Source organism: Streptomyces sp. G5(2025) (assembly GCF_049542075.1).
Classification (GTDB): domain Bacteria; phylum Actinomycetota; class Actinomycetes; order Streptomycetales; family Streptomycetaceae; genus Streptomyces.
In genome coordinates this window covers 4,958,713-4,984,998 of record NZ_JBMUZT010000006.1, presented here as the reverse complement: position 1 = coordinate 4,984,998, position 26,286 = coordinate 4,958,713, and the positions used below count along the sequence as shown (strand labels likewise).

Annotated in this window: 19 protein-coding genes and 2 pseudogenes; 12 read left to right on the top strand and 9 right to left on the bottom strand. The window is 67.7% G+C overall.

Features of this window, described 5'->3' with window-relative positions; translation table 11 throughout:
- Positions 1-126 precede the first annotated feature (126 nt).
- The 3 genes and pseudogenes from ACOBQB_RS33595 to ACOBQB_RS33585 all read left to right on the top strand — a co-directional run.
- Entirely contained in the window at positions 127-2,169 is a 2,043-nt protein-coding gene (locus ACOBQB_RS33595; RefSeq protein WP_423597176.1) for a penicillin acylase family protein, read from the top strand.
- A gap of 92 nt (positions 2,170-2,261) precedes the next feature.
- Complete coding sequence (locus ACOBQB_RS33590; protein ID WP_423597174.1) at positions 2,262-3,872, top strand: pyridoxal phosphate-dependent decarboxylase family protein; 1,611 nt, start codon at positions 2,262-2,264, stop codon at positions 3,870-3,872.
- A 200-nt stretch (positions 3,873-4,072) separates the two neighbouring features.
- Positions 4,073-4,863 (top strand): annotated as a pseudogene (locus ACOBQB_RS33585) (IS701 family transposase); the annotation flags it as partial.
- A 92-nt stretch (positions 4,864-4,955) separates the two neighbouring features.
- On the opposite strand, the gene ACOBQB_RS33580 reads toward ACOBQB_RS33585, so the two are convergent.
- The 4 genes from ACOBQB_RS33580 to ACOBQB_RS33565 form a co-directional block, all read right to left on the bottom strand.
- A complete protein-coding gene (locus ACOBQB_RS33580) occupies positions 4,956-6,122 on the bottom strand; it encodes a sulfite exporter TauE/SafE family protein (RefSeq protein WP_423597172.1) in 1,167 nt (388 codons plus the stop codon).
- Between the two features lie 371 nt (positions 6,123-6,493).
- A complete protein-coding gene (locus ACOBQB_RS33575; RefSeq protein ID WP_423597170.1) occupies positions 6,494-7,870 on the bottom strand; it encodes a lysine N(6)-hydroxylase/L-ornithine N(5)-oxygenase family protein in 1,377 nt (458 codons plus the stop codon).
- Positions 7,834-9,330 carry a pyridoxal phosphate-dependent decarboxylase family protein gene (locus tag ACOBQB_RS33570; protein ID WP_423597168.1) on the bottom strand — a complete coding sequence of 499 codons (1,497 nt, stop codon included), beginning with the start codon at positions 9,328-9,330 and terminating at the stop codon, positions 7,834-7,836. The genes ACOBQB_RS33575 and ACOBQB_RS33570 overlap by 37 nt, the downstream gene beginning before the upstream one ends.
- Before the next feature lie 101 nt (positions 9,331-9,431).
- Positions 9,432-9,626, bottom strand: coding sequence for a transposase (locus ACOBQB_RS33565; RefSeq protein ID WP_423597166.1), 195 nt, complete (start codon positions 9,624-9,626; stop codon positions 9,432-9,434).
- Positions 9,627-9,886: 260 nt separating this feature from the next.
- Between ACOBQB_RS33565 and ACOBQB_RS33560 the strand changes: the two genes are divergently transcribed.
- Entirely contained in the window at positions 9,887-11,182 is a 1,296-nt protein-coding gene (locus ACOBQB_RS33560; RefSeq protein WP_423597164.1) for an MFS transporter, read from the top strand.
- 246 nt (positions 11,183-11,428) lie between these two features.
- Positions 11,429-12,178 carry an ABC transporter ATP-binding protein gene (locus tag ACOBQB_RS33555; protein WP_423597162.1) on the top strand — a complete coding sequence of 250 codons (750 nt, stop codon included), beginning with the start codon at positions 11,429-11,431 and terminating at the stop codon, positions 12,176-12,178.
- A 440-nt stretch (positions 12,179-12,618) separates the two neighbouring features.
- Here ACOBQB_RS33555 and ACOBQB_RS33550 read toward each other — a convergent pair whose 3' ends face one another.
- The gene (locus ACOBQB_RS33550; protein ID WP_423597160.1) at positions 12,619-14,550 is read right to left on the bottom strand and encodes a primary-amine oxidase; all 1,932 of its coding nucleotides are present in this window, start codon (positions 14,548-14,550) and stop codon (positions 12,619-12,621) included.
- Between the two features lie 503 nt (positions 14,551-15,053).
- On the opposite strand from ACOBQB_RS33550, the gene ACOBQB_RS33545 reads away from it, so the two are divergent.
- Both ACOBQB_RS33545 and ACOBQB_RS33540 read left to right on the top strand, forming a co-directional pair.
- Positions 15,054-16,088 carry an alcohol dehydrogenase catalytic domain-containing protein gene (locus tag ACOBQB_RS33545; protein WP_423597158.1) on the top strand — a complete coding sequence of 345 codons (1,035 nt, stop codon included), beginning with the start codon at positions 15,054-15,056 and terminating at the stop codon, positions 16,086-16,088.
- Between the two features lie 78 nt (positions 16,089-16,166).
- On the top strand, positions 16,167-16,787 hold the full coding sequence (locus ACOBQB_RS33540; RefSeq protein ID WP_423597156.1) for a GNAT family N-acetyltransferase: 621 nt from the start codon (positions 16,167-16,169) through the stop codon (positions 16,785-16,787).
- On the opposite strand, the gene ACOBQB_RS33535 is transcribed toward ACOBQB_RS33540, so the two are convergent.
- Positions 16,759-17,109, bottom strand: a complete 351-nt coding sequence (locus ACOBQB_RS33535; RefSeq protein ID WP_423597154.1) for an acyl carrier protein — start codon at positions 17,107-17,109, stop codon at positions 16,759-16,761. The genes ACOBQB_RS33540 and ACOBQB_RS33535 overlap by 29 nt on opposite strands.
- A 1,064-nt stretch (positions 17,110-18,173) precedes the next feature.
- On the opposite strand from ACOBQB_RS33535, the gene ACOBQB_RS33530 reads away from it, so the two are divergent.
- Together ACOBQB_RS33530 and ACOBQB_RS33525 are read left to right on the top strand one after the other, a co-directional pair.
- Positions 18,174-21,401 carry a tetratricopeptide repeat protein gene (locus tag ACOBQB_RS33530; RefSeq protein WP_423597152.1) on the top strand — a complete coding sequence of 1,076 codons (3,228 nt, stop codon included), beginning with the start codon at positions 18,174-18,176 and terminating at the stop codon, positions 21,399-21,401.
- A 6-nt stretch (positions 21,402-21,407) separates the two neighbouring features.
- Positions 21,408-22,259 (top strand): hypothetical protein, encoded by an 852-nt coding sequence (locus ACOBQB_RS33525; RefSeq protein ID WP_423597150.1) that lies wholly within the window; start codon positions 21,408-21,410, stop codon positions 22,257-22,259.
- A gap of 110 nt (positions 22,260-22,369) precedes the next feature.
- On the opposite strand, the gene ACOBQB_RS33520 is transcribed toward ACOBQB_RS33525, so the two are convergent.
- Together ACOBQB_RS33520 and mca are read right to left on the bottom strand one after the other, a co-directional pair.
- Positions 22,370-22,666 carry a hypothetical protein gene (locus tag ACOBQB_RS33520; protein WP_423597148.1) on the bottom strand — a complete coding sequence of 99 codons (297 nt, stop codon included), beginning with the start codon at positions 22,664-22,666 and terminating at the stop codon, positions 22,370-22,372.
- Complete coding sequence (gene mca / locus ACOBQB_RS33515) at positions 22,659-23,540, bottom strand: mycothiol conjugate amidase Mca (protein ID WP_423597146.1); 882 nt, start codon at positions 23,538-23,540, stop codon at positions 22,659-22,661. Before mca ends, ACOBQB_RS33520 begins: the two co-directional genes overlap by 8 nt.
- A 115-nt stretch (positions 23,541-23,655) precedes the next feature.
- On the opposite strand from mca, the gene ACOBQB_RS33510 reads away from it, so the two are divergent.
- Positions 23,656-24,099, top strand: coding sequence for a DUF4307 domain-containing protein (locus ACOBQB_RS33510; protein ID WP_423597144.1), 444 nt, complete (start codon positions 23,656-23,658; stop codon positions 24,097-24,099).
- Positions 24,100-24,292: 193 nt separating this feature from the next.
- Positions 24,293-24,790 (top strand): transcription elongation factor GreA, encoded by a 498-nt coding sequence (gene greA / locus ACOBQB_RS33505; RefSeq protein ID WP_423597142.1) that lies wholly within the window; start codon positions 24,293-24,295, stop codon positions 24,788-24,790.
- A 61-nt stretch (positions 24,791-24,851) separates the two neighbouring features.
- Here greA and ACOBQB_RS33500 read toward each other — a convergent pair.
- A pseudogene (locus tag ACOBQB_RS33500) lies at positions 24,852-25,052 on the bottom strand (ABC transporter permease); the annotation flags it as partial.
- 214 nt (positions 25,053-25,266) lie between these two features.
- On the opposite strand from ACOBQB_RS33500, the gene ACOBQB_RS33495 reads away from it, so the two are divergent.
- Positions 25,267-26,223 carry a hypothetical protein gene (locus tag ACOBQB_RS33495; RefSeq protein ID WP_423597140.1) on the top strand — a complete coding sequence of 319 codons (957 nt, stop codon included), beginning with the start codon at positions 25,267-25,269 and terminating at the stop codon, positions 26,221-26,223.
- The last annotated feature ends 63 nt before the right edge of the window (positions 26,224-26,286 follow it).

The window sequence follows — 26,286 nt, the reverse complement described above, 5'->3', positions numbered from 1 at the left end:
GGACCGTTTACGGAGCGGACATTGAGACCGGGTTCGCCCCGGTGTGAGGCAGGCCACACATCCCCTATGCCTCTCTTGCTTGAAATGCTTTACCATATCCCCCATTCGGAGCAGGAAAGGCTAGGCGTGAGCAGCGAAGTTTTCCGGGACGCGTGGGGGATTCCTCATCTGCGCGCCGACAGTTTTCTGGAACTCGCTTTCGCTCAGGGCCAGAACGCCGCCGTAGACCGAGGGTGGCAGATCGAGGTCGAACGGCATCGCTTCCAGGGCACGACGGCCGCTGCCTTCGGGGCCGACGCGCTCGAGTGGGACATCTTCGCGCGACGGGCCAGACTGGTGGATACCGCCAAACGCTGCTTCGACGCCCTGCAGCCAGAGACGCAGGCCTGGATCGAAGCATATGTGGACGGCGTGAACTCCGGTCTGCAAGAGGCAGAAATACGCGGGGCGGTTCAGTTCGACGAGGTCGGACTGCGTCCCGGGCACTGGGAGCGCTGGACGCCATTGGGTATCTGGCTCTCCACCCATATCCTGTTCACCGGCTTCCCAACCAAGCTATGGCGAGGGGAAGTTGCTCGCTCTCTGGGTCTCGAAAACATCGGGCTGCTGGCCGCGGCTGGTACCGACACCGCGGGCAGTAATGGCTGGCTGGTGGCCGGTGACCGCACACTCTCGGGGCGGCCGATTCTCGCGGGCGACCCGCACCGCGTCATTGAGGTCCCCGGGGTATACCAGCAGATCCGTCTCGCGTGCCCCGAGTTCGACGTCGTGGGCTTCGCTGTGCCCGGCGTTCCGGGCACTCCGCACTTCGGCCACACCGGTCATGCGGCCTGGTCCATCACCAATGCCATGGCCGACTGCCAGGACCTCTATCGAGAACGGCTCAGGCGTGGCACTCAGGGAGTGGAGGCACTGGGGCCGGATGGCTGGGAGCCGGCCGAGGCGCAGGTCGAGATCGTGAGCGTGGCGGGTGGTGAGCCCGTCGAGATCGAGGTCGTCGAGACCGCGCGCGGCCCCGTGGTGGTTGGTGGTCCGGATGACGCGGAGGCCGTGAGCCTGAGGTACGCGCCGCGGGCGGGCGGTGACGCGGGCTTCGACGCGTTGCCCGCGCTGCTGCGAGCAACCTGCGTCGCCGACGTGGACGCCGCGCTTGAGTACTGGGTCGATCCCGTCAATGTCGTGCATGCCGCAGACACCGCTGGCGCAGTGCTGCACCGGGTCGCAGGTCGCGTTCCCGAGCGGGCTCAGGACAATGTTCTCCAACCCGTCCCGGCGTGGGAGCGGGGTCACGAGTGGCGGGGCTGGCGCTCACTGCCTCGCGCGGACGTCGACGGTGTGTCGGTGATGGCCAATGAGCGCGGCGTGGCGGCACCACTCGGAGTGGAGTTCGCACCGTCCTACCGGGCGGACCGCATCCGCGCCCTCCTGGGAGAGGGAAAGAGCTGGACCGCCGACGACATGGCGGCTATCCATGTCGACACCTACGCGGGTTCGGCCGCGCCACTGCTGGAGGTGCTGGGCGAGCTCACGGGACTCGAAGGACCAGCCCTGGGAGTACGGGACAGACTGCTGCGGTGGGACCGCCGAATGACAGCCGACAGCACGGAGGCGACCCTCTTCGCGAGAGTCAGGTCCGCGGCCGTCCGGCGACTTGCGGCTCAACCGGAGCTGGCTGCGCTCGCCGAACCCGCCCCGTACCCGGACGTCTTCCTTCCGTGGCTCTTCCTCGCCCCCCGTGTCGCGGCCGGCCTCGACAACTTCCTGGGTGGGAAAGCGCCCTTCGTTGTGGACCGGACAGCCCTCGTGCGAGCTGCCCTTGAAGAAGCCGCCTCCGGCCCCGAACCGGAGCCTTGGGGGCAGATACACCGGTTCTCCCCGTGGGCGATGCTGGCGCGCGACAAGGAGGCGGTGTCCTGGCCGGGGTTGGCCGGTGACTCCGAGTGCGTCCTGTCCACCACCCGTATCGCCGACGTCGAGGGTCACCTCATACGCGGCCCCGCTGCGCGTTACGTCTGGGATCTCGCAGACCGTCAGAACAGCAAGTGGATCGTTCCGCTCGGGGCCTCGGGTGCCGCCGGCCCGCATCACCATGACCAACTGCCGTTGTGGGAGCGAGGTGAGCTGGCTCCGGTGATCACGGACTGGCACAGGTTGAAGAAGGAGAGCTGAACCCGTTGGCCGGGACACCCGCGCCCGCCGCCTCGGCGCCGGACAGGGATACACGCTAGATCCAAGTGGCTTCTGATCGGAAGAAAGCACCCATGAACCCCCTCCTGCAGCAATCCGAACCGTTCCCGTTGCCGCCTTCAGTACCAGCCGTCTCACGGCCGTACGCGCAGCTCCTCAACCAGGCGGCCGCGGAAGATTACCGGAACGCGGTCGTGGAAGGGGTCGAACGCGTCGCGACCAGGCTTCAGGAGGTGGAACGGCCCTTCACCGGCATCTCTCCCGCTGAGCTGGAGCCGGACATCGCGGCCATCGATCTGGAGCAGCCGCTTGGGGACCTGGCCGAGGTACTCGACGAGGTGGAGGACATATACCTCCGGGACGCCGTCTACTTCCACCATCCGCGTTACCTCGCTCATCTCAACTGCCCGGTTGTGATACCCGCAGTGGTCGGGGAGGCGGTCCTGTCCGCAGTCAACTCCTCGCTGGACACCTGGGACCAGAGCGCCGGCGCCACCCTCATCGAGCGGCGTCTGATCGACTGGGCCGCCGGAAGGGTCGGCTTCGGCCCTCTTGCGGACGGCGTGTTCACCAGCGGAGGCACACAGTCCAACTTCCAAGCGTTGATGATGGCGCGGGACGAGGCCTGCCGCCAGGTGCGGGAAGCCTCCACGGAACCCCTGCGCGATGTGGAGGTGCTGCCCCGGCTGCGTGTCCTGACATCGGAGAGCGGCCATTTTTCCGTCGTCAAGGCGGCGGCGTTGCTCGGACTGGGCCGTGAGGCCGTCGTCACCGTCGCATGCGATGGTGACATGCGTATGCGGCCAGAGGCGCTGGCCGCGGAGCTTGAGCGGTGCGCTCAGGAGCAACTGGTCCCCGCAACAGTGGTGGCGACGGCGGGAACGACCGACTTCGGATCCATTGACCCTCTTCCAGCCATCGCTGAGCTGTGCGAGCGGTGGGGCGTCTGGCTGCATGTCGACGCCGCGTACGGTTGTGGACTCCTCGTATCCGGCAGGCGCCGCCACCTTCTCGAGGGTGTGGAACGAGCGAACTCGGTGACGGTCGATTTCCACAAGTCCCTCTTCCAACCCGTCAGTTCCAGCGCGGTACTTGTCCGCGACCGGGAGATGCTCCGGTACGTCACGTTGCACGCTGACTACCTCAACCCTGCGCACCGTCTTGAGGAGCGCATTCCTAACCAGGTGGACAAGTCCATTCAGACGACGCGCCGTTTCGATGCGCTCAAGCTATGGATGACGCTTCGGGTCATGGGGGCCGAGGGCATCGGGGAGCTGTTCGACGAGGTCGTGGACCGCGCGGACCATGCCTGGAGGCTCATGGCGGGGGACCGGCGGTTCGACGTTGTGACCCGGCCTACGCTCAGCACGCTGGTCTTTCGCTACGAGCCGCGGAGCGCAGCCGGCCCCGAGGCGGTGGACCGGGCCAATCTGCATGCACGGGAGATGCTTTCCTCCGCAGGCGTGGCCGTGATCGCCGCTACTGTCGTCAGGGGCCGTCACCACCTCAAGTTCACTCTGCTCAATCCGGAAACATCCATAGCGGATATTGCGTACGTACTGGAACTCATCGCCGTGTACGCGGAGAAGTACCTCGCCGGCACGGCGGATGGAGCCCCATCTCGCCTGGCGTCGAACGTCCGCGATCGGGGTGCCTTCGAAGAAGCTCAGGAGCTACGCGCTTAGTACTCCAGCAGGACTTTGACGCTTGACCTGGGGAAACGTCGAGCGGTGGGAGTGTAGCGGCCGATCGGCGGTCACGGGCGGGTTCCGTGCTCCCGCCCCTCGAACGAGTGCTCCCGCCGACGAGGACGCCCCTGGCCTGGGCAGTCATCGCCGGTGAGCACTGTGAGCGCACCCGAGACTGGGACCGACACCTCGACAACCTGTTCACCGACATCGGCCACCGCTGCGGCCGCGTCGAACCACGCCGCCGCATGCGTGACTACGTCCGTGGCCTGCTCGCACCGGTGGCCCGCAAGAACAGCTGGCAACTGGCCGAGCAGGCTGGCCACACCACCCCCGATGGCCTGCAGCACCTGCTCCCCCGCGCCCGCTGGGACGCGGACGAGATACGTGACGACCTGCAGACCTACATCGCTGAGCAACTCGGCCGCGAAGACGGTGTGCTGATCATCGATGACACCGGGTTCGTGAAGAAAGGCACCACCTCCGCCGGGGTGCAACGGCAGTACTCCGACACCGCCGGACGCACGGAGAACTGTCAGATCGGTGTCTTCGCCGCCTACCCCAGCTCCGCCGGACGCGCGCTGGTGGACCGGGAGCTGTATCTGCCCAAGTCCTGGACGGGTGACCCGGACCGATGTCATGCCGCCCGGGTGCCTGCCGAGCGCGAGTCCGCCACGAAGGGCACTTTGGCCAGGGCCGTCGTGTTGCGTGCTCTCTCATCCCCGCTGCCGATCGCCTGGGTGACCACAGATGCCGCCTACGGCCAGGAGGGCGTTTTCGCCGGATGCTGGAGCTGGCCGGCGTCGGCTACGTGCTCGCGGTCCCCAAGTCACAGTTCTCCCTCGCCGGCCCGCGCATCGATCACGTCTTCGATCAGGCCCACGACCAGGCGTGGGAGCGCCGCTCCTGCGGCCCGGGCGCGAAGGGGCAGCGGATGTACGACTGGGCCGCCGTGCAGTTGCGCGCCGTGGCCGAGTTCGACTACGACGACGGGCAACTCATCGGGTGCTTGAAGGAGCGCAGGCTGGGGACGTCTCCAGGTCATCGTCGATGACTAGCCCGCTGCTGGGCGGAATGGATTCATGTGTGCGGGCCCTTCGGCAGGAAGTCGATGGTGCCGGTCCGCATGCCCATGGCGCAGGAGAAGCGCAGGCTGCCTGCCTTGCGGGTGCCCAGATCGATCTTCGTGTCGCCGTTCTCCTTCACGATCTCCTGAACGCCGAGCTCGGGGATGGTGAAGGCGCGGGCGCAGCCACCCGAGTCCTTGCCGCGGAGCACGAGTGTGGTGGGCACGTCGGCCTCGGCGGCGAAATGGGTGGTCTCGTAGAAGTCGGTCACCGTCAGGGTGAGGATCTGCCGACCGGAGGCATCGACGCGTACAGGGGCATCGGTACCCGCCGCCCCTTCTCCGCTGCCCGACCCCGTCCCGGGGCCGCTCTGATCACCGACCTCGCCAGTGAACGGCTCGGTCGTGGTGGCCCCGTCCGGGAAGTCGAAGGATATCCATGCCCCGGCCTGCAGTCCGGAGGCCACGGTCCAGCCCGCAACTGCCAGGACCACCACACCGGTCAGTGCCGCCAGCCGGCCCGACAACGCACGGCTCGCGCCCTGGAATACATAGCCCAGCGCCGCGGACAGCGGGGCCGTTCCCACGACAAACCCGAACATGACCGCTGCCCCGGCCACCGGCGACCCCGAGGTGATCGCCAGCAGTTCCATGGACAGCGTGACTCCGCAGGGCACGAGCACCGTGGCACAACCGATCAGCGTGGGCGTGAACGCTGATTCGGTCCTGGCGCTGCGCGGTAGCAGCCGCCCGAACGAGGCCGGAGGCCGCGGGACCAGCCTGCTCACTACTTTCACCCCGAAGAGATCCAAGGCGAAGAGAACCATCAGCAGACCGGCGGCCACGACCAACCCGGCCTGGACGCGCGGGCTAGGCTGCAACGCGGAACCGAACACGCCCAGCAAGGCCCCAAGGACCGTGTGGGACAGCAGCTTGCCCGCGAGGAAGGCGCTCACACGCCCTAGGGATGCTGTCCCGGGCGCCGTGGCCCGCGCCGTCACGGTCGTACAGCCTGCCGCCTTCGGCCGCCTTCCGGTGGACGTGGGGGCACCGGCACGGGCAGGGTCACGCCGGGCGACCGCACCCGCCAGAAGGCCCCCTTGTACGGCGGCACATGAGGCGCCACCGGCGAGAAGACCGGTGCTGGCACCGGTGATAAGCAAAGTGATGGACGACGGCATGCGTCGTTACTCCTGTTCTGCGGCAACAGCACGCACACCGATATCCGGGGATGCCGAGACGGACATAGACAACTGAGTCCAGCGAGGCTAAGACCTCATAGGACGGGATCTGCCATGTCCGTGATATCTGAGACGGATGCAGATCAGGAGTGGAGAGCACCGACGGCGGCGCCTTCGACTGAGCCACCAGTGCGGCAGCCGAACTGTCCGCCGCCACCGGCAGATCGGAGAGAACCGGAGCAGTCGGACTCTCGTGGGCACCGGTCGAACACCGCTGACGCGCCGGATCTCCACATGCACATGCCGTACCGCGCGGCCCGGACAGTGATCAGTCCCACGATCGAGCGATCACGAACCGAGGAAGACCGGACTTAACGCCCACTCAGGCCGAAGGTGGTGAAGGCGGTCCGTTCAGGTAGCCGGTAGGCACATCCGGCGCTCACCGAGTTCAGGATGACGGCGCTGCGCCAGGCGGCGAGCCCGAGGTCTGGGGTACCCACGCCATGCGTGTGGCGCTCCGCGTTTTGTACGAAGACGGAGCCGCCGATCGCCTCGTCGAGGACAAGACGGTGCTCCTCGTCGACCTGCGGGCGGCCGGCGCCGTCCGTGCGAAGGTGCGGCAGCAGCGACTCGATCAGACCCTTGGCAGGGCGCTCCGCGTATCCGGTGGCCAAGACAACGGCATCCGTGGCCAGGAATCGGGTCTCCCTCTGCTCCCGCTGTGCAACCTGGAGTTCGAGTCGATCACCTCTGCGCTCGATGGAGCGCAGCTCGACGCCGGGCGTCAGCGTCGCGTCCGGCCAGTCACCGTGCATGGAACGCTGGTACAGCTCGTCCTGGATCTGCCCAAGGGTCTCTCCGCTGACGGCCTTGTAGAGCTGCCACTGCTGCGGCACCAGCTGGTCCCGGACGGACTCGGTGAGACCGTGGAAGTAGCGGGTGTAGTCGGGGGTGAAGTGCTCCAGGCCCAGCTTGCTGTACTCCATGGGCGCAAACGCGGAGGTGCGCGTCATCCAGGTCAGCTTCTCGCGGCCTACAGGACGTCGGCGGAGCAGATCGAGGAAAACCTCCGCGCCGGACTGTCCGGAACCGATCACGGTGACGTGTTCCGCGTCGAGCAGTCGCTCGCGGTGCGCGAGGTAGTCCGCAGAATGCAAGACCGGTACTGACTCATCCTCCACCAAGGAGGTCAGTGGCTTGGGAACGCGGGGTGTGGTTCCCACACCCAGAACGAGATTGCGCGCGAAGAGTCGCCCCGCCCCGCTCGCTTCGCCCCCCTCGCGGACCAAGGTGAAGTCCACTTCGAAAGCCCCGCGTCCGGCGTCCCAGCGCACCGTGTCCACGGTATGACCGAAGCGGCAGCCCGGCAGCCGTTCGCTGACCCAGCGGCAGTACGCGTCGTACTCCGAGCGCTGTATGTGGAACCGCTCGGCGAAATAGAGCGGGAAGAGCCGTTCCCTGCTGCGCATGTAGTTGAGGAACGACCAGGGACTGGTCGGATCGACCAGGCTGACCAGATCGGCCAGGAAAGGCACCTGGAGTGTCGATCCCTCGATCATCATTCCCCAGTGCCACCTGAAATTCGCGCGCTGCTCGAGGAAGGCGGTCCGCAGCTCCGGGAGCCCGTCGGCGAGTGCGGCGAGAGACAGGTTGAAGGGACCGATCCCCACCCCCAGGAGGTCGAGAGGCTCTTCCTCGGTGTTGGTGGTGGTCACGGCTCTTCTCCAAAGGTGTGGGGGGTTCTGCATGCGACGGACGCACTGTCGGCGACGAGGCCCAGCAGCCGGTCCAAATCGGCCGGGCCGGTCCGGGGATTCAGCAGAGTGGCCTTGAGCCAGAGTCGGGTGTCGCCTTCTGGGCCGCCGCTTCGGGCTCTGCCCAGCACGGCTTGGCCGTCCGAGAGCAGCTCGCGTCGTACTGCCGCGACCAGTTCATCGCCTTCATTTCCCGGTAGGTCGTCGGCGGCAAGCGGCCGGAACAGCACTGTACTGATGCCGACTCCATCAGGGTGCAGGCGGAGTCCGGGATGCTGGGCGACCGCCTGCGCGAACTCTTCGGCTTGGCTGATACACCGGTCGACCAGATCACCGAGACCCCTGCGGCCGAGCGCCCGCAGTGTGACCGCGATCTTCAAGGCGTCGGGCCTGCGCGAGGTACGGATCGAGCGCCCCAGCAGATCGGGAAGCCCAGTCTCCGTGTCGTCGTCTGCGTTCAAGTAGTCGGCCTGGAGGGCGAGAGGCTCCAGCATCCGCCGATCCCGTACGGCGAGGACTCCCGCTGCGACGGGTTGCCAACCAAGCTTGTGCATGTCAAGGGTGACGGAGGCGGCCGACTCCAGGCCCGTGAGGCGGTGGGTATGGCGGTCGCTGAACAGCAGCATCCCTCCGTAGGCCGCGTCCACATGCAGTTCCGCGCCATATCTGGCGACAACCTCCGCCAGTTCAGGCAACGGATCGATCGCTCCCTGGTCGGTCGTACCGGCCGTGGCCACGACGAGGACGGGTGCCGTCCGCCCATGTACGGCGAGCAACCGGTCGAGGGCCGCGGGGCCCATGCGCCCGTCAGCGCATGGCACCACCAACGGCGTGGGCAGCCCCAGAGTCCATGCCGCGCGAGCCACGCTGTGGTGGGCGTTGGCTCCGCACACCACTTGCAGTGCCGCGGCTCCCCGATCACGGGCTCGTTCCCTGGCCAGCAGCAGCGCTACGAGATTGGACTCGGTGCCCCCGCTGGTGATGAGGGCGTCGGCGTGTACTGCCCGTGGATACACGAGCCCTGCCAGCGCGGTGGCCACGCCCTCCTCGATCACCGTGGCGGCGGGTGCCTGGTCCCAGGAGTCCATCGATGGATTGAGCACCGCGGCGGCCAGGTCTGCGGCCGCCGCGACGGCCAACGGAGGACAGTGCAGATGGGCCACGCAGTGCGGGTCCGCCGGGTCGGCGGAGCCTTGGGCAACGGCGTGCACCAGGGTGCGCAGTGCCTCGTCCGCTCCGGTGCCATGCTCGGGCAGGGCCATGGGCCAGACCTTGCGTACATCGGCTTGGACAGCATCCGGGCCGCCATGGGGCAACGGTCCGCCACGATCGCGAGCGCCGTCGGCCAACGCGTCGAGCACGACCCCGGTGAGGTCACGGAGCAGACCTGGGCCGTCGACACCGCCGGCCAACGACGCGGCGGAGTCATTCCAGCTCACATCAGTGCCCTTCACGGTTGAATGAATGAGATAGGCGATCTTAACGTCTCTGTGTCATATGCCGATTGGACAATTCACCTCAACCCACCATCTTTATTGATTTTTAACGCGTGAAGTCACGGTGGTGGGCGGGTCAGGGCATTCCCGGCGAGGCAGTCGTCGATCAGGTCCGGCCGGTACCGCAGCTGCTCGAGTCCGCGCTTCATCGCGGTGACGAGCTGGTCCAGGCTGGACGTCGCGAAGTTGGTCAGGATGCCGCGATCCAGTTCTGCCCGGATCCCCTCAGCCGGAAGGAAGTCGGTGGCGTACAAGGGTAGTTGGCTCACCCTCGGTCTCAGCCAGTCCGGTCAGCACGAGGATCAAGCTCATCGAACGGCAAGGGATCAACGTCCTCGCCGGCTACTGCGGCGATCGTGCAACCGACAACCCGTAGCCCCCGGCGTCAGCACAAACAAGCAACGTGACCAGGGCTTACACGAAGATCAAGGCAGTCGGCGGGCCCCCTGAGCGCGGGGTATCGTGAGGCGGCCCTCGGACCAAGCGGGGGCAGGTCATTGAGAGAGGGACACGGGTGGGGAACCGTCAGACTGCACGGCCTTCGTCGGGGCTCCTCAGGGAAAGAAACCTCCGCTTGCTCTTCGCGGCTGAGGCCTCGACGGTACTGGGCAGCAGGATGACGCCCATAGCCCTGTCGTTTGCCGTACTGGAAAGCGGTGGCGGCGCGAGCGGTGTGGGATTGGTGCTCGGCGCCCAGGTCGCACCTGCCATGGTATTTCTGCTGGTTGGCGGCGTGTTCGCGGACCGGTGGGGCCGCCGGGTCACCATGATCGGCAGTGATCTGACCAGCTCGATGGTCGGACTCATCGTCGTCGCACTGCTCCTCACGACGGGCCTGCCAATTGCCGGATTCGTGGCGTTCGCAGTGCTACTCGGCATAACCTCGGCGTTCTTCACCCCAGCGCTCTACGGGATTCTGCCGGAGCTGGTGACCGGCAGTCGACTGCAGGAGGCCAACGGGCTCCGCTCAACGATTAACTCGGTGGGTTCGCTGCTTGGTCCAGCTCTCGGCGGAGCTCTGGTCGCGTTCACCAGCCCTGTCTGGGCAATCGCCATCGACGCGCTCACATATTTGCTGAGCGCATGGCTCATATTCAAGCTGCGTGTTAAGCAGCCGACCCACATCAGTCGCCCGAAGGACGAGTCGTTCTGGCGACAGCTGCGGGATGGATGGCAAGAATTCAGCTCACGCACATGGCTGTGGTCGCTGCTCCTGTACACCTCCCTGACATGCACCTTGGTCCTGGGGCCGGTGATGGTGCTGGGCGTGGTGCTCGTCGGTGGCGAGGGTGGTGCTCATCAGTGGGGCATCGTCATGGCGGCCGATGGTGCCGGCGCGATCCTTGGCGGGCTCGCGGGAATGCGCTTGACGTTCCGCCGCCCGCTACTGGCCTCGGTCTTCTGCACCTTCGGACTTGGTGCGTTCGCGGTCATGCTCGCCGTACGAATGCCTGTGTACGTGCTGGTCGCAGGGGCCTTGCTGTCAGGGGCCGGGTTCGCCTTGCTGTCCATTCTGTGGACCAGCTGCCTGCAGGTCGATGTTCCCACCGAGACTCTTTCGCGGGTCAGCGCATACGACGGAGTGGCCACTGTGTTGTGCATGACGCTGGGGTACTTGTGGGCGGCTCCGGCAGCTGCCTGGGCAGGAGCCGCGCAGGTCCTATGGCTCGGTGCTGCGTGGACTGTACTCAGCTCGGTCGTGATGCTCGCCGTTCCGGTGATCCGTCGGCAGTGGCCGCTCTCAAAGTCCTCGGAACCGGCCGAACGAAGCACGCTGGTGCCGAGTGCCCACGAGAACTTGGCCAGCTGAGTACATGTGACCAACGACCTCATGTGCCGTCACGCTCAGCAGCGACCCGCCCCTCGAACTCCAAGCCCTCCTCGACGCAGTCGCCACCGGAAGAGCCCTTGATCTCCACCCCGGTTTGACGAACTACCGCTGGTCCGGGGGCGCCCAAGTCTCGGGAAGGGGCGGAGAAAGCGCGCTGCTCGTGCAGGTCAGGCCCCCGAATGGCTCAGCACCTATGACGGCGTCGATGTGATCCATGGCGCCGCGATGACGCTGCGACCCGGCGAAGTCACCGTGCTCGTCGGCCCGAACGGCAGCGGCAAGTCGACGCTCCTGCGAACGATCGCCCGGCTTCAGCAGCCCCGCACCGCGGACATCACCCTGGACGCGCAGACCGACGGACTCGCCCTGCGCACCCGGGAGTTCGCGCGTCACGTCGCCCTGCTCACCCAAGGCCGGCCCACACCCAGCGGTCTGACTGTGCGCGATGTCGTCGAGTTCGGGCGCTATCCGCACCGCGGACGCTGGGGCAAGTCCGACCCTGGAGGCAAGGACGCGGTGGACCGTGCGCTCGCCATGACGGACATGACCGATTTTGCTGAGCGCGGCGTCGAGCATCTGTCCGGAGGTCAGCTGCAGCGGGCCTGGCTCGCCAGCTGCCTCGCCCAGGAGACAGGCGTACTGCTCCTCGACGAACCCACCAACCACCTCGACCTGCGCTACCAGGTCGAACTCCTCGACCTGATGCAGGACCTGGCGGACGACCACGGCATCGCCGTCGGTGCCGTTCTGCATGACCTCGACCAGGCCGCGTCCGTGGGCGACCGGATCGTGCTGCTCGGCGAGGGCCGGGTGATCGCCGACGGCGGCCCCGGGGACGTACTGACCGCACAGCGGCTCACCAACACCTATGGCATACGTATTGAGATCGACACCGACCCCGTCACCGGCCTGCTGCGCACCCGCGCGATAGGCCGCCACCACTCGCGAAGCGAAAGGCTCTCCACCCGCTCATGAGGCGCACCCTGCTCGCCGCGGCCGTCACTACGGCAGCGGCTCTCACCCCCGGACTCCCGCATGCACGCGTGGATCACTGACCGGGACTGGCTGACCGTGCTGCCTAGCCGTATTCAGGCTGAGTTGATCGTCGCGTAGTGGGACTGGCGGGGTTGGCGGACCGCCGACGCGTGCTTGCCGCGCTAGTGGTCCGCCGTTGCCTCGGCCAGGAGCCCCTGTCCTGCCTGGAGTTGGTCGGCCAGTCTGGCCCGGACTTGGTGGCGTCGAAGGTGGAGGCCCTGCGGTTGAAGGTGAATCGCCTGGTGGCACGGGAAGGGGCGGTAGAGCCTGAGCCGGATAATTGATTCCGACTCGTACCGCCCCTGCCCCTGCCCCTGCCCCTGCCCCTGCCCCTGCCGGACAATCTGCTACAGACCGCTCGCCGACGGGATCTGACCGCCTCAGCCGCTGTGACAGTGTCCTCCACCGCTGCTGGGCGGCACGTCAAGGGTCGGGTTCCGGTCGAAGAAACCGACCGGTTTCAGCGTGAAACCGGCGCTGTCCACGGGCATGATCGGCCAGTCCTCCGGACGAGGCCAGTGCGTGAGGCCGAAGGTGTGCCACAGCACGATGTCCTCGCCGTCAATACTCCGGTCTGCCTCGGTCCATGCCGGCAGCCCTGCGCCACCAGGATGCTGGTTCACCAGATGGCCGGCCGGGTAGCGTTCGTCGTCGGAATGACTGGTCACCCACAGGTGGTGCCTCGCGAATTCCGCACGCGCTGCGATGGATGACCGTTCGTCGGCGAGCAGGGTGGGCAGCCCCTCGGGGACCAGCGCATAAGCGACCGGTTGCCCCAGATGGTTGGTGACCTCCGGGTTGATGACGTGCCACTCCCGATTGAGAGCCGGATTCGCGTCACGCTTCGCCATCTGCTCGGACACCAGCCGGGTCGCCTGGCGCCCGAAGGCGTTCCCGTACGGGTTCTCCTCGCTGATCGGGAACCGTGCGACCTCGACCTCGTCAACCGCGTTGCGGTGTCCGTCCACCGCCATATCGAGCCGTGCGGAGAAGAGATGCTGGTGAAAGGGCGCTCCCAAACCTGGGGCGATCTCGGTGGTGTAGGCGCCTCGCTCCTTCTGATAGCCAGAAGGGAACACGATTCCGGTGGCCTTGACCTCAAAACCAATTGTTCCATCAAGGTACAGATACCAGTAGAAGCCGTAGTCGTAGTTGCCGACAGTGCTGAAGAAGGAGATGACCAAGCGCCGCTGACGACGGGTCTCACGTACTCCTACGAGGAGATCAGTGTGCTTCCACAGCACTCCAAAATCCTCTTCGTGCATGCATATCGCGTTGGGAATGGTCATTGGCTGACCAATCTCGTCGGCGATCACCACGTCGGTGTAGTGGATTTCTCCCAGACAGTCGCATCCCAACTCCAGCGGGTTGGCGTACCTGCCGAACAGGTACTCCCCACCGTCGAAGTAGTTCTGCCAGAAGCGCGTCGGAGACGGATCGGCATAGGGGACGACCATTTCGGCGATTGAGGCCCGATGGACCACGGAACGGTCCCGGTCCTTGTCGAAAAATGAGATGTCGTGCAGCGTCAGCCCCTCGCGCACGTTATACCCAATGCGCAGGGACCAGTTCTGCCACTGGATGAAATTCTCGTTGACGGAGAAGCTGGCCCCTTCGGGCTGCGTAATCTCGATGGGCTTCAGTGAAGTGCGGTGCGGTCCGGTGTACGCGGGATCGTGGAAGTTCCCGGGGTCCGTCGGCACCGGGACCACTGCGTGGTCGATGACCTCACGCACCTCACGCTTCGTCAGGTCGACATAGGCGACCAAGCCGTCAATGGGCTGTCCCCAAGGTAGGTCGTGCTTGTGAGGCTGGTTGAGGCCGAAAGCGCGGACGATGCGGTGGCCTTCCTCGCCCGGGAAGTCGAAGTGCCCCGCTGAGAGGGACGTAGCCAGAACGGTCTCGACCGTAAGTCCACGCCGGGCCAGGGCTTGCTGCCACTGAGAATCGCCCTCCAGAATCTCCTGAACAGTCAGGAACTCCTCATTCAGAATCGGCAGTTGAGCCTGTCGTGTATCCAGTTGCTCACAAGAGACAACAATTCCGCGAGTGACGGAGACGAGCGCTTCGAAGGAAGTGCCATCCGAGCGCTCCAGCAGCTGTACGCGGAGGACACGGTCCACTGCAGAACCAGGAGCGAATGCAGACAGGTCCGCCTTGCTCGGTTCCTCCGGTATGACGGAGACGAAACGCGTCGAGGGACCAAGCCGCCCGGATGCCTCCAGGATGGCACGCATTGCGTGCACTTCCTCAGCGGTGAGCAGGGCAATCGGATGGGACGGTGGCGCTGTAGTCACATCGCGGTCAGTCATGAGAAGGGGGCGCACCTTTCAGTGGGTCCTGCGTTGTTGGTGGGTTGGACGAGCCGCATAAGGTCCAGATCGTTTATCGCTGAGCAGCGCCGACCGCCTGGTCGGCTCCTTGGCCTGAGTGATACCGGTGCGCCGGTACGCGGGCACCACCAGCGCTAACCTGCGCCAGCCCCATCGTCAGCGCCACGGCCTCCAAAGCGCCTTCAGTACCTCCGCAGCTGATGAGCATCTGCACCTGCGACGCCTCTCGGCGCTTCTGCGAACGCACGCGCCCATAAGGTCGACGTCACGTCCAGGCGTTCCTCATCCACGTCCTTCAGGGCTTGCTTCGTGACGGATGATGCCGTCACGAAGAACTCCCAATCACAGCTGCGGCTTGACGGCCTATTAGCAGATGGGGCCCCCTGGGCGGACTCCGGCGCACATGCTAGCTTGGGGGCTGCTCGCAGGCCCAGTGGGTCTCTTGGCGCCTTCACCGACGAAGCAACGCGAATGGAATACTCATGCGCTCGACTACTATATACGGCGCTGGCGATGTGCGCGTCGAGGACGTTGCTGACCCTCGGGTGCAGGACCCCACCGATGCTGTAGTGCGTGTGCTGCGTTCGGCCATTTGCGGCTCCGATCTCCTACACTACGCTGCGATGCCTCCTTCCGAGGAAGGCATGCGCATCGGACATGAATTTATCGGGGTCATTGAGGAAATAGGCTCAGCGGTATCCGGTTTGAAGGTCGGCGACCTAGTGGTCGCACCATTCATGTACGCGGATAACACTTGCTCCTTTTGCGCGGAGGGTCTGCATACATCCTGCTCGCAGGGTGGCCTGTGGGGCCTGGACGGCGTGGACGGTGGGCAGAGCGAGGCCGTGCGGGTGCCGTGCGCACAGGGAACGCTGGTCAGATTGCCGGTAGGGAACGACTCCGCACTCCTGCCCTCGCTGCTTACCCTGGCAGACGTGTTCTCCACTGGCCACCACGCTGCCGTGACCGCAGGAGTCGGCCCGGGCACGACCGTGACCGTGATAGGTGACGGCGCTGTCGGCCTGTCGGCGGTGCTCGCCGCCAAACGGCTCGGAGCCGAGCACATCATTCTGATGGGGCGTCACTCGGCGCGTACGGAACTCGGACGGGAATTCGGGGCGGCTGAGGTCATCGCGGAACGCGGTGAGGAGGGCGTCGAGTCCCTGCGGGAACGCACCGGCGGTATGGGCACACGAGCGGTGCTGGAGTGCGTTGGCACCCTGACCGCGCTGGAGACCGCCTTCGCCGTCGCACGCGACGGCGGTACGGTCAGCCGGGTCGGCGTACCCCTGTACCCGCAGGGACCGGTCGGCTTCGATATCTTCCATCGCAATGTGACACTCACCGGCGGCGTCGCACCCACTCGCGCTTACATCGAGGAACTGATGCCCGATGTCCTTTCGGGCCGGGTGGAGCCTGGACGGGTCTTCGATCGGACCATCGGCCTTGAGGAAACACCGGACGGCTACCGCGCAATGGCCGATCGCGTAGCGCTCAAGGTCCTGCTCCGGCCCTGATCGTAACTTTCGAGCTCAGCTCGCCGACCGGCCGTCGCCTGAGGCGCCACGGACTCCATCAGCTCACCAAGGAAGCCAATGTCTGACCGCACAACTGATACGTATCAGTCGCGGAACGCCGTCCACGAACAGTTCCTCGATGGCTTCGGCACGGTCCGTGTGCTGCCCCTTGACGCCGCTGCCGACGCGGAGGTGATCCACCGTTGGGTGAGTGAGGAACGGGCCGCCTTCTGGGGCATGATCGGCCTTTCCCCCGGTGATGTGGCCGATATCTACGCCCACATGGACACCCTCGACACTCACCACGGCTTCCTGGTGCTCAAGGACGGGGAACCGGCCGCCTTGCTCCAGACGTACGAACCGGCCGCCGACCGGGTGGGCGAGTGCTACGAGGTTGAACCCGGCGACATCGGTATCCACCTACTGGTCGCCCCAGCCGGAGCGCGCGGTATCCGCCCCGGCTGGACCTCCCAGTTGATGACTGTTCTGCTCACGTATGTCCTGCAGAATCTGCAGCACACGCGTGTAGTGGCCGATCCGGATGTGCGGAACGTCAAGGCCGTCGGCCGTTTCCTCCGTCAGGGATTCACTCTTGGGCCCGTCGTCGCCCTCCCCGAAGTGGACCTTCCGGACGTGTACCTGCCGGAGAAGGAGGCCCAGCTGACCTTCCTCACGCGTAAGGAGACGTTCCCCTCGTAGACCGGTCGAGAGGAGACCGTTGCACGGTCTCCTCTCGAGACGTCGTCCGATGCCGGGTCACGAAGTCGACGAGTGTGTCAATGGATTCCAAGCAGTCCAGGCTCAGGTCTTCGGTCGCGATATCGACACCGAGGTGGTCAGTGATGGTGGACAGCAGAGTGACGCCGGCGAGGGACGACAGCGAGATCTCGCTGCCGAACAGCTCTGGCTGTGCGGGCAGTTCGTTGATGCGAGACCGGCTCACGCCCGTCGCATCGGCCAGCATCCAGCGGATCTCCTCGTCCACCTGTGACCGTTGTTCACGCTGGGAGACTTCAGTCATGGGTCGGTCCAATCGACAGCGTAGGCACCTGTATCCAGGTCGGCCAAGAGGGTAGATCGCCTGTCAGGGCCTGCGTCAGCGTTACCGTCGATCCCGCGGCGTGACCGTCTTCGACGGCTACGCGCAAACCGGCCTGACGAAACAGCAGCCGTAGCTCGGTGTTGGTCTCTGTAGGCCGCATTTGAAGAGTGAACACTTCCGCACTGGCCGACCTGGCCTGTTCCATGAGCCAGCGCAGGAAGGCCACGGACGCCCCGCGGCCCGCGATCCGGCAGGACAAAGCCAGCAAGGGCACCGACCACGTCATGGAACCGGGCCGTACGAGGGCCATGCCCCACCGATCTCCATCCGCATATTGCACCAGCGCAGGAACTCCTCCCTGCTGCCGTTGAAGCGCTCACCGGCCTGGCGGCGCTCGTCTTCGGTCCGGTACAGCGCCACTCGCGCCCGCGCTTCGGAGGTGACCGTCCAACGCGTCCAGAAGCGCGGGCACGTCCTCGGGGGCGATCGTGCGCACCCCGGGCAGTCGGGCTTCAACCTCCGCCCTGCAACGAGCTGATGCATTTCAACGACAAGGACAAGGCCGGTGACTCGGCGATACCGATGCTCCGCAATATGATCGAACTTCTACGCGAACACGGCGGCTGAGGCGAGGCGACTTCCCGGGCCCGCCAGACGATCTCCCGGCAGGGCAGTCTCCCCCACAGCCAACCGCAGAACAGCTCGGCACAGGGGCTGCTCCGGCGTGCCGGAAGCGGGTGCTCTCCAGGCTGCGGGTGGAACCGGTGAGATGGACGCCCACGTCACCGCGCTCGCCCTCCATGTCCCGGGCCCCCGTGATCGTCCTGTCCTCCGGCCGCGACGACTGGCCGAAGCGTTCGCGTGCCTCCTCGAAGGCCTCGGCCGACCAGGGCCACCAGTCGACGGGGTTGTCGGGCCCGGGGCCCGCGCACGCCGGGCCCCGATCCGCCGACTCCCTCGCGCCGAGGCCCCGTACGCAGCACACTTGTGGCCGCAGAGACTTGTGGCCGCTGGAGACTGTTGCTCTCGGAGGGGGAACCCATATGCGGGACAGCCATCAGGCCGAGGCCGAACGGCTGTTGGCACGGGCCGTGGAGGAGGAGGTGCGGCGCTCGGGCGGCCGTGTCGACGGGGGTGTGCTGCTCGGGCGGGCGCGCGGAGCGCTCGACGCCATGGCGCAGACGGCCGCCGAGGAGTACGAGGCGTACACCCGGGCGCTCGACGAGGCGGGCGCGGGCCGGCTCACCTTCGGGCAGCGGTACGCGCGCGAGGGCGCCGGAACCCCCCTGCTGGTGGCGGTGGTTGCCGCCGTCGCCGCCGGGGTCTCCGACCTGTCGTTCGGTACGAGCGTCGGCACGGCCCTGGCCACCGGCGCGGTCGTGGCCGTGGCGGGCGCGGCGGCGACCGCGGCGAAGGTGACGGCCTCCCATGTGCCGGCGGCCAGCCGCCGCGCCGGGGCGCTCAGCCAGCCGGGCGGACCCGAGCAGCTGCGGCTCCAGTGGCTGACGGCGCTGGAGGTGCGGGGCATCCGGCCCTTCCTCGACCAACAGCGGGTCCTCGCCGCGACGACCGGTACGGCGGCGAAGAAGGCGGCGCCGCGGCTGCGCGGCACGGACAAGAGCGCGGCGGCGCGCAGGCGCTCCGTACTGGAGCAGTCCTTCGGCCAACTGCCGGAGGTCGAGGGGCCGTTCGTGGGGCGCAGGACCGAGCTCGCGCGGATCGCCCAGTGGGTGCACGCGGCCCGCGCCAGCACCGAGACGCGGCCCACGGTGGTCATGCTCCACGGCGCGCCGGGCTCGGGCAGGTCGTCGCTCGCGGTGCGGGCCGCGCTCGACCTGCGGGACCAGTTCCGCGGCGCGTGCGTGGTGGACCTGCGCGGCGACGCCCCGCAGGAGGCGCCGCTGTCCACGCGGGACGCCCTGCTGCACCTGCTGAATCGATTGGGCGCGCCGCGCGAGCAGCTGCTCTTCCGGGAGCGGTCCTCGAAGGAACAGCAGGTCAAGCGGCTCAGCGAGCTCTACCACCAGTATCTGACGGGCATCGCGGTGACGATCGTCCTCGATGACGCCAGCGACGCCGAGCAGGTCCGCGCCCTGATCCCCGAGCGCTCCGACAGCCTCGTCCTCGTCACCGCCCGCGAGCCCCTCGCCCTCCCCGCGGACCTGTCGGCCTGGGTGCACCGCCTCCCCGTCGAGGCGCTGGACGCGGCGGGCGCCGAGGAGCTGCTGCGGGAGTCCGCCGAGGACCCCTCCGGGCCCTACGACGCCGAATCCGCCGACGCGGTGTGGGAGTTGTGCGGTGGCCTGCCGCTCGCGCTGCGCGCCGCCGGTTCCTCGCTCGGCCCGCGCTCGCCGCGCCAACTGGCGGCCGACCTGGCCGCGTACGGCCCGCTGGAGAAGGCCGGTCCCGTCGAGCGCGTCCTGTGGCTGCGCTACACCGACCAGCCCGAGACCGCCCGGCGGCTGCTGCGGCGACTCGCGCTCGCCGGGCGCGCCTCGCTGGGCCCGGCCGCCGCGGCGGCGCTGCTCGCCACGGACGAGCAGGAGGCGGGTCGGCAGCTCACCGCGCTCTCCCGGGCGGGCCTGGTCGACAGGCTCCGGGGTGGCCGCTACCGCCTGCACGACCTCGTACGCTCCTTCGCCCACTCCCGCCTCGTCGACGAGGAGGAGCCCGCCGAGCGCACCGCCGCACAGGAGCGGCTCATCGCCAGCTACGGTGAGCTGGCCGACACGGTGATCCGGCTGGTCGACGGCAAGACGTCCACCAGGGCCGACCAGTTCGGGCCGCACGGTTTCGCCTCCCTCGACGCGGCACTGCGCTGGCTGGACGACGAGTCGACGTTCATCACGGCGGCCCTGCGGCACGCGGAGGGCGTCGACCAGCGGGCCGTGCTGAATCTGCTGGGCGCCCTGTGCGACTACTGCCTGCTGCGCGGCGACCTCTACCGCCTCGGCGAGATCAACGAACTGACCCAGGCCATCGACCAGGGGCTGCTCGGCCGCAGCGTGCAGTGGCGCACCGGCATCGCGGCCCGCCAGCTCGGCGAGCTGGACCAGTCGCGTACGACGCTGAACTCCGTGGTCGACCTCTACTTCGAGGCCCACCAGGACGCCGCCGCCGCCCGTGCGCTCGGCTCACTCGGCATCACGCTGCACCACCAGGGCAATCTGACGGAGGCCGCGGCCCGGCTGACCGAGGCGCTGGAACTCCAGGCCGCCGACGAGCTGGCGGGCGACCGCGCCTGGACGCTGCACGCGCTCGCCGCGGTGGAGCGGGACCGCGCCCACCTCGCGCACGCCCTCGACATGCTCGGCCAGGCGCTCACGCTGCACCGCCGGAGCGGTTCCGTGCACGGCGAGGCGTGGACGCACTTCCAGCTCGGCCAGCTCCGCCTGCGCATGGGTGACGTACCGGGTGCGGAGAGCGCGCTGCGCGACGCGCTCGACCTGTACGGACGTACGCGCGACCAGCGCGGCGAGGCGTGGGCGATGACGCAGCTGGCGCGGGCCCGGCTGGTGGACGGCGACCCCTCGCCGGCGATCGACGGCCTGCGCCAGGCGGTGTCCCGGCACCGCGACAACGAGGACGCGCGGGGCGAGGCCTGGTCCCTGTACTACCTCGGCCAGGCCCTGGAGGAGACCGGCAGCCTCGACATGGCGGTGCGGGACCTGGAGCGGGCGCGCACGATGTTCTCCCGGATGCGCGACGTGTACGGCCTGGCGTGCGCCCGCCACCACTCCGCGCGCGTCACCCGCGACCAGCGCGCCGCCCAGACCGGCTCCCTGCGCAACTCCGGCTTCGCCCGCCAGCTCCTGGTGGACGCCCGCGCCGACTTCCAGCGGATCGGGGTCGCGCACGGCGAGGCCTGGACGTGCCTGGAACTGGTGGTCGTGGACGCGGGCAACAACCGCACCCAGCAGGCGCTCGCCCTGTGCGACGAGGCCATCGAGCTCTTCGCCTCGTACGGCGACCGGCGCGGCGGCGACTGGGCCCGCTTCCTGCGCTGCACCCTGCTGCCGTACGCCTCGCCGGGCGGCTGGGAGATCGGCACGGCGGTCGCCCAGGAGGAGCTGAGCCAACTCGCCCGCGCCGACCACCCGACCCGCGACGGCAAGCTGGCCGAATACGTGGAGGCGTACGGCCTGCTCCTCGACCGCGGCGCCGACCTGGAGGCGGGCTGGCAGGCGTGGCGCCTCGGCATGGTGCCGAGCCGTCACGCGCGGGAGGTGATGGGGGTGGACATGCCGCAGCCGCAGGGGGGCGCCGCGTAAACGGTGGTGAACTCCGGGCCGCTCGCCGCGTACCGGGCCGGGATCATCCGCGACAACCTCGGCTCGTACCTGAACGAGACGTTCATGGGCCGGCCGGTGATGTTCTCCGACGACTCCCTGCTCACCCTGTACGCGCAGGAGCGTGGCCTGACCGTGCAGCAACCCACGGCGGTGGTGTTCACCGCCGTGCCGGAGAAGTGGAGCCATTTCTCCCGCATGTATCTGCGGTGGATGCGTGGCTCCACGATCCGCTCCGTGTGGCGCATGCGGTACCTGTCGATGGCCCTGCTGATGCCCCTGGCGATCGTCCTGGCCTGGACCGCGCTGCGGTGGCTGCGCTGGTACGGCATCGTGACGTGCGCCCGCACGGGCTGGGGCATCCGCCAGAACGGCACGGAGGTCTCCCTCGGAGCCCCGGCTCCGGCCACGTCCGCCTCACCGTCGATGTCTACGTCTACGTCTACGTCGCCACCGGTTTCCCCGCCGGGCGGTCGAGGGGAGGCGCCGGGGGCGTATGGGGCGCGTCGGCAGGAGGTGGGGTCTTCGCCGTACGCGGCGTCTCAGACTTACGCAGGGGCTTCGCCGTACGCGGCACCTCAGCCGTACGCAGGGGCTTCGCCGTACGCAGCACCTCAGCCGTACGCGGCGTCTCAGCCGTACGAGGGGCAGCACGGCACACCGCAGCTCTACGACGCACCCCAGCCCGTCCACGCACCGCACGGTTACGAGACGTCCCAGCCCTACAGCGCGCCCCACCCCTACAACTCGCCCCGGCCCTACGACTCACCGCAGACGCACGACGACGCCCCTCAGCCGTACGACCCGCAGCCATACGACCCGCCGCTGCCCGTCCGGTAGACCCCGCCCGGTAGTCCCGGCCCCGTACCGGGCCTCCGCCTCCCCCAGGGGTGGAGGCCCGCAGCAATGCCGGGAGCGTCGCCGCGGCCCGGCCGGCGGAGCCTGAGGCGCTAACTCTTGGGCTTGCTCTCGGGGCCCGTGTCCCCGCCGCTCGCCGCGCCGACCCGCTCGCTCGGCGACTCGGACTCGGCCCCGGCCTCGGACTCCGGCACCGGCCGGGTCTCCGGCTCCTTGAAGTCGACCTTGCCCATGTGCCGGTTCATCGACTTCATGAGGCCCCACACGGCCAGGGCCATCACCGCGAAGACGATGAACCCGAGGACGCCGGGGGTCACCTTGTCGTCGTCGACCTCCTTGGCAAGAGGGACGAGATGCGTCATTGCCAGATGTGCGTTCACGCTAGGCATTGTCGCGGATGCCCGCAAAGAGGTCGTCCTCGGGGAGGGACGTATCGACGAGCGACTTCGCGAGCTCGTACTCCTCCGTGGGCCAGACCTCCTTCTGGATCTCCATCGGGACGCGGAACCAGCCGCCGTCCGGGTCGATCTGCGTGGCGTGCGCCATCAGGGCCTTGTCGCGGATCTCGTAGAAGTCGGCGCACGGAACGTGCGTGGTCAGCGTGCGCTCGACCCGCTCGAACTCGTCCCACCGCTTGAGCCAGTCCCTGTACGGCGACTCCAGGCCGCGGTCGAGCATCGCCTGGTGCAGCGCCTCGGTGCGCGGACGGTTGAAGCCCTGGTTGTAGTAGAGCTTCTGCGGCTGGAAGGCCGGGCCGAACTCGCTCTCCGGGTACTTCTCGCGGTCCGCCGCGCCCTCGAAGGCCACCATCGTGATCTTGTGGGTCATGATGTGGTCGGGGTGCGGGTACCCGCCGTTCTCGTCGTACGTCGTGATGACCTGCGGACGGAACGAACGGATCTGGCGCACCAGCTCACCGGCGGCCTTGTCCACGTCCTCCAGCGCGAAGCAGCCCTCCGGCAGCGGCGGCAGCGGGTCGCCCTCGGGCAGCCCCGAGTCGACGAAGCCGAGCCACTCCTGCCTGACGCCGAGGATCTCGCGCGCCTCGTCCATCTCCTTCTTGCGCACCTCGTGGATGTGCTCCTGGATGTAGGTGTCACCCTGGAGCTTCGGGTTGAGGATGTCGCCGCGCTCTCCGCCCGTGCAGGTCACCACGAGCACGTCCACCCCCTCGGACACGTACTTGGCCATGGTGGCCGCGCCCTTGCTCGACTCGTCGTCGGGGTGGGCGTGCACGGCCATCAGTCGAAGCTGCTCAGTCAAGACTCGATCCTCAAGTAATCGGGCGCCCTCGGTGATCCGGCGCAACACGCGGCTTCTATAGTGACGGAACCGGGGGGCGGAAAATTCCGGCATCCCCTGTTCCTGGAGGACGATCATGGCGGCGGTGGGCTCGAAGCCTTCTGAAGGGCCCACTGAAGGGTCTTCCGCGGGACTTCCCCATGGGCGGTACGGCCGCTCTCGCACGGCTGACGAGGCCGCCGACCGCAAGCTGAAGATCGTCGGCTCGGTGCTCGGCGTCGTCCTGCTCGGCGTCGTCGGCTGGTTCGGCTACGACTACATCAACGGTACGAAGATCAGCGCCGAGGTCATCAAGTTCGACGTCGTTTCGGCCACGACCGTCAAGGCGCATCTCGAAGTGCGCAAGGACGCCGACGCCAAGGGCTACTGCACCCTGCGCTCCCAGGCCGAGTCCGGCGCCGAGGTCGGCCGCGCGGACTTCCGCTTCGACCAGCGCGAGGACCGGATCGACAAGGTCGTCACGCTCCGTACGATGTCGAAGGCGACCAGCGTCGAGCTCCTGGGCTGCCACTCCGGCTGACGCGGCCGGCTGCTGACGCGGCCGGGCTTTACGGCCCTCACCCGGCCCTCACCTGCGTTGACGTAATTCTGAGGGCTTATGTCCTCCCCTTGGCGCACCTGAATTGTTAGGCTCGTGGTTTCGCCCACCCGTGAGGGAACATCCTTCTGGGTAGGGCGATGCTTTGTATTCCCAGTACCTACGAGGAGCACCTGTGACCCAGACCAGCGAGAACGTCACCTGGCTGACCCAGGAGGCGTACAACCAGCTCAGGGCCGAGCTGGAGTACCTGTCTGGTCCCGCGCGCACCGAGATCGCGGCCAAGATCGCGGCAGCACGCGAGGAGGGCGACCTGCGCGAGAACGGCGGGTACCACGCGGCCAAGGAGGAGCAGGGCAAGCAGGAGCTCCGCGTCCGCCAGCTGACCCAGCTCCTGGAGACAGCCAAGGTCGGTGAGGCCCCGGCCGCCGACGGCGTGGTGGCGCCCGGCATGGTCGTGACCATCGCCTTCGACGGCGACGAGGACGACACCCTGACGTTCCTGCTCGCCTCCCGGGAGTACGCGAGCGAGGAGATCGAGACGTACTCGCCGCAGTCCCCCCTCGGCTCGGGTGTGAACGGCAAGCGGATCGGCGAGGACGCGCAGTACGAGCTGCCGAACGGCAAGCTCGCCTCCGTCAAGATCCTGGAAGCCAAGCCGTACCAGGGCTGAGCCGCATCGGACACGGGCCCTCGCACCTCGCGGTCAGGGGTGCGGGGGCCCGTCGCGTGTGTCAGGCCGTCGCCGAGCGGTACTTGCGGACCGCCGGGGTGCGGAAGACCAGGACGGAGTAGATCACCGAGGCCCAGACCGGGTGCTGCATGGGCCAGGCCGTGGAGTCGGAGACCCCGGGGTTGCCGAAGAGCTCGCGGCAGGCCTGGACGGTCGCGCTGAAGGGGTTCCAGTCGGCGACGTGCCGCAGCCACGGCGTCGAACGAACCGCCACTCTCGTGGCATGAGTAACCCACCATTGCCGCTGAGCCTGCGGTTTGCGAGTGAGTGTTCGTCAGGGCAGCTCGCGCACCCGGTCCGCCTGGATGACGAGATCGGGCTCCGCCGTCCGACGGAGGTGAACGCTCCCCGTGGTGGACGTACACGAACAGGGTGATGTCCGAGGCTGGAGTTCCTGCGGAGAAGGGGGCATCCAGGTGGAACGCTGGGACCGGGTCGGACGGTGCGCGGGATACGGGGCGGCGCTGGCAATATCGCCCTATTTGTTGATCAAGGTGTCGTGGGTCGTCGGCTCGCTGCTGGGACTGGCACCGATAGGGAAGGGCTTCAACCTTGCCAGTTGGGTCCTCCTCAATACCGTGACCATCGGCATGGCCGGGACCGGTATCGCCCTGGCGCTCGCCTTGGTGCGGCCCTGGGGCATGCGGATACCGGGGTGGCTGGCGGCCTTCTGCGCCTGGACGGGGACAGGATTCCTCGTGTCGATCCTGCCGTACGCCGTGCTCAGCACGGTGCTGGATGCCGCGCGCGGCGACACAGCGAACAGCGGGGGCGACGACTCTGCCATGCCCGGCTGGGAAGGCGCTCTGATCCAGTTCAGCTTCATCGGGATGGGACTGGGGCTGACCCTCGCCCTCCCCGCCTACCTGCGGCGGCGCTGGCCGGAAGCTTTCACCGCGCGAGTCGGGGACAGCACCCGTACCGCTGTGCCATGGTCCGCGTTCGTCGCAGCCGTCGTCGGACTTGCGTGGCTGTACTGGGCGGTTGGCGGCACCCTCGGAGTCACACACCCGGCGGAGCAGGACACCAAGTGGTACCTGCTGACGGGTGTAGGTGCGTTCTGGGCACTGGCCGGATCCGCCGCCATCCGAACGCTCGCCCGATCACGTCTGACCCGAGTACCCCACCACCTCCTGCTGACGCTCGGCTGGCTCGGGTCGGGCTCACTCTTCGCGTGGAGCGGCTGGAAACTGCCACTCACCCTGTTCGTAGCCCTGGCCCACCCGACCGACGTCACCCTGCCGGAAGACCTCGCCGTCGCTGCAGTGCTGCACCTCGCCGCCGTTGTGGCGGGGGCCGGCATGCTGAGATCACTTGTCGGCTCACGCCCACGCACCACCGCTGGCGCCAGCCCGACCCCCCAGCACACATAAGAGCTGGGTTGATACCAGTGGCAAAGCCCGCCGACGGAGGCGTTCAGCCACACCAACCGATCC